The organism is Acinetobacter sp. ABJ_C5_2 (genome assembly GCF_044538485.1).
GTDB lineage: Bacteria > Pseudomonadota > Gammaproteobacteria > Pseudomonadales > Moraxellaceae > Acinetobacter > Acinetobacter nosocomialis_A.
Window position 1 is genome coordinate 1 of record NZ_JBIUCS010000065.1, and the last position, 2,483, is coordinate 2,483.

The window sequence follows — 2,483 nt, forward strand, 5'->3', positions numbered from 1 at the left end:
GATCAAGATATAGAAGAACCATATGAAAGTTGGAATGATTTGCGGGCTGACATTACAAAGCAGGCATATAATTTTATTTTTAAAGAAAAAATTAAATTGGATTTGTTTGAAAATGAAATAAATAAATTAAATAAAGTTTTAGAAAAGAAATTAGAAGATGGAAAAAAAGTTTTTTATTATTTCCTAGATGATCTAGAGGCAGACATTCGTTTGATATTGATGGCTAATTATATTGGATTTAAAAGTAAATTAATTGATATGCTTTTAGAGGCATATCAATTTAATTATATGCCTTGCGGGTGGAAATGTGAATTTCCATCAGGAAATCTATGTGTAACTAATGGGATGCTAGAGTATGAAATTAAATAACTACTTATGATGCGCATTCAGCGCTTAATCAATGAAAATGGTGCAAGTGATCAATTTTTTATGACCTTGGCGGGGGGGATTAAAGGAATTGACTTTGATGGTAAAGAAACGGTTTATCATCATAATGAAAACTTAGGTCCACTGGCAAACAGTATTGAAGTCGCATCTGCTTATGGACAAGACCTAAAAAACAGAGCTGCAGCAAAAGACCGAATTCAACAATTTATTTTTGACAGTATGGGGCGTTTAGAACAGCGTACAGCGGGTTATGGTCACTACGGTTTAGAACTTGAAGAAGAACAGACTGAAGAATTTGCCTATGATTATATGGGGCGAATCATTCAAGCTAAAAATGGTAAAAGCAATTTACAATGGTTTTATGATGCGGCTGGCAATTTAGTACAGGAACACCAGCAAGACTATAAAACCAATAAAACCGCGGTGTGGAAACACCAATATGACGAAATTAATGATCGAATCAAAACAACTCGTCCAGACGGTCAGATGATTGACTGGTTGACTTATGGTAGCGATCATGTCCAAAGTTTAATAGTGAATGGTTAAGATCTTATTCGCTTGGAATGTGATAATTTACAGTGGAAAGTTATTCGTCACTCTGCCAACGGAGTGAGTCAAGAGCAGCAATATGACTTTGCAGGTCGTTTGAAAAGGTAAATAATGTTGAGTGAACATGAAAATGGCTATTTGGTGGAATATTGATATTAAAGATGGAGTTGTTAGTCATGACTCTATTTCTTGGATTAATGATAATTTTGAGTTAAATAAAGATACAGTTTTTGATTTATCTGAAGATTTATTACAAATTAATTTTAATAACAATAAGATATTGGATGTAGGATGGTTCCCATGTTTAGAGGAAGAGGGCTTCTTTAAAATTGTATTGATAAAAGATATGAATTGGGACTTACCTATAATTGAAAAGAAGTGTAAGAATATAAAAAATTTAAAGGAAAATATATCAAATATTATATATAAAAATGTTTAGGTGGTTAATATATTTTTGATTACATGAGTTAATAAATGAAAAGCTCGGATCAAGTGACTAAGGATGCTAGTGATTTTATATCATTCTTAGAGCAAGGAAATTTTTTTAATAAACCATTTCAGATGTGTGGAGATTATAAAATCATTACTGATGCTAAAGTCGGTGTCAATTATGTCACGAATGATAACTTTAATGGTTTTTATGAGTGGGAGACTGTAACAGATAGCCCCACCATATTTCCAGATGTTTTTGAATGGAGTGATAAAATTAAATATAAGTTAAAACAGCAGAGTTTTTTTGATTTTGGATAGAAAGAATTTAATGGTGTTAAAGAAAAGTGGGTTTATGAAGAAGTATGTATACTTATAGAATTAATGCATAGAGATATAGAAATAATTTTTCAATGCTATGCAAATGATTATTTTCCTAAAATTTGGAAAGATATTCTAGAAGTATATTTAAATGGTGGGTTTCCTTGTGGTTGGAATGGTCGTCATTTGCCAGAAGGAAAGTTGGTTATTTTTATGAAAGAATAATATTTTTAAGTAATCAGCAATAGAAGTAAAAATGTTATTATTAAATAAATGAACTTTTATCATCATATTCTATCAAAAGGAAAGCATATTAAATATTTATAATAATAGTTCATGTAATATTCAAAATTGGAACAAATATGGTAGGTATTTCGAAATACTGTTTGTGCACATTAGCAAGCAAAGAGCGTAATTAAATGAAAGAAATAAAGGGATTTGGAAAACTACCTCAACTTGATGATAATTATTTATCATTTTTTAGGGAAATTTAAAGAAATAAAATTATAACTGATATTTTAATATTTGGTTATGAAATAGTATTAAAAAATCTATATTTTGATGAAAACTATCCTGAGATTAGTGAGAAAGTCTGGATGATTGGTCGTACAGGCTAAGGGGGTGAATGGTTTTTAGATAAATCAAAAAAATATTTTGTTTTACGATCATAATCAAGAGAATTATCTTAGTATAAGTCAGTTTTTAAGCATAAAAATTAATTTTGAAAATTTTCTGAAAAAGGCATTTGTTTATTAAAAAAATGAAGAAATTTTAGATAAGTATGAAGAGATTAATAA

The 2,483-nt window shown here is 29.4% G+C and carries 2 protein-coding genes and 2 pseudogenes; all 4 read left to right on the top strand.

Annotated elements, in window-relative coordinates:
* Window positions 1–369, top strand: a pseudogene (locus tag ACH8JV_RS19205) (hypothetical protein); the annotation flags it as partial.
* A gap of 12 nt (window positions 370–381) precedes the next feature.
* Window positions 382–1,041 (top strand): annotated as a pseudogene (locus tag ACH8JV_RS19210) (type IV secretion protein Rhs); the annotation flags it as partial.
* A 19-nt stretch (window positions 1,042–1,060) separates the two neighbouring features.
* The gene (locus ACH8JV_RS19215) at window positions 1,061–1,375 is read left to right on the top strand and encodes a hypothetical protein (RefSeq protein WP_396523229.1); all 315 of its coding nucleotides are present in this window, start codon (window positions 1,061–1,063) and stop codon (window positions 1,373–1,375) included.
* Between the two features lie 35 nt (window positions 1,376–1,410).
* Entirely contained in the window at window positions 1,411–1,686 is a 276-nt protein-coding gene (locus ACH8JV_RS19220) for a hypothetical protein (protein WP_396523230.1), read from the top strand.
* The last annotated feature ends 797 nt before the right edge of the window (window positions 1,687–2,483 follow it).

What these genes read in the sequence shown, in the direction of transcription:
- ACH8JV_RS19220 (WP_396523230.1), top strand. Translation starts at nt 1,411, where the DNA reads ATGAAAAGCTCGGATCAAGTGACTAAGGATGCTAGTGATTTTATATCA.
- ACH8JV_RS19215 (WP_396523229.1), top strand. Translation starts at nt 1,061, where the DNA reads ATGAAAATGGCTATTTGGTGGAATATTGATATTAAAGATGGAGTTGTT.